This is a genomic window from Labilibaculum euxinicum, from assembly GCF_009795715.1.
GTDB classification, from domain to species: Bacteria; Bacteroidota; Bacteroidia; order Bacteroidales; family Marinifilaceae; genus Labilibaculum; species Labilibaculum euxinus.
In genome coordinates this window covers 1-825 of record NZ_WTCR01000033.1, presented here as the reverse complement: position 1 = coordinate 825, position 825 = coordinate 1, and the positions used below count along the sequence as shown (strand labels likewise).

General features: G+C 34.4%; 1 protein-coding gene. It reads right to left on the bottom strand.

Annotation, left to right across the window (positions count from 1 at the left end; genetic code table 11):
• Positions 1 to 89 precede the first annotated feature (89 nt).
• A partial coding sequence (locus GQR60_RS19945; protein ID WP_124994622.1) for an IS3 family transposase occupies positions 90 to 825 on the bottom strand: 736 nt, incomplete at its 5' end.

Here is an 825-nt window from a genome sequence, read left to right as displayed (position 1 = left end):
TGTTTTGACCCCTGATATCCTAGAGTTTTATTCTATTTTTTAATTTTCATTTTATAGAGTGATTCAGGCTCTGTCAAAATTTAATACTACTAAGCTGCTTTCCCTCGCTTTTTAATTAAATGCTGATCCTGCTTCCACTTTTCATTTGGAGTAATTCTCCCAAGTAACCCATGTAATCTTTCACCATTATAGAATGGCACATATCTTTTTATAATCTGCTGTATTTCACCGAAAGTACGATAATCGACTCTGTCAAAGATATCTCTCTTTAAAGTACCGTGATAAGCTTCAATATGAGCATTCTCTTCAGGTGTTGCCACATGAGTAAATTCTTGTTCAAACCCGACTAAATGAATGTAATCTCTCACATTACGCGCTATGAACTGACTCCCATTGTCTGATCTAATTATCAGAGATTCTGGAGTTGGATATTCATCGACGATTGTTGATAACAATTCAATCACCTCTTTTTGTTTTACATTGAATGCAAAAGTATAACCTAGTATTTTTCTAGTATGAACATCAATTACCGATAAAAGATAAGCGTTCTTTCCCATATTGGGAATCCAAATCATTTTAATATCCATTTCAAGACACTCCATAGGATGGCTTGTGTGAACCTTCCTAAATCTTACGAACTTGCGCCCACCACCACTTCTTTTAATTCTTGAATTAGGCTTTAAAAGTCCTGTATTACTCATTATTCTGTACACTTTCTTGTGATTGATCTTATAACCTTTACGCTGAAGATACTTTGTCATTATTCGATAACCACAATCAATAAACTCATGCTCCAATACGCCTTTTATAGCTTCTACAACAGTC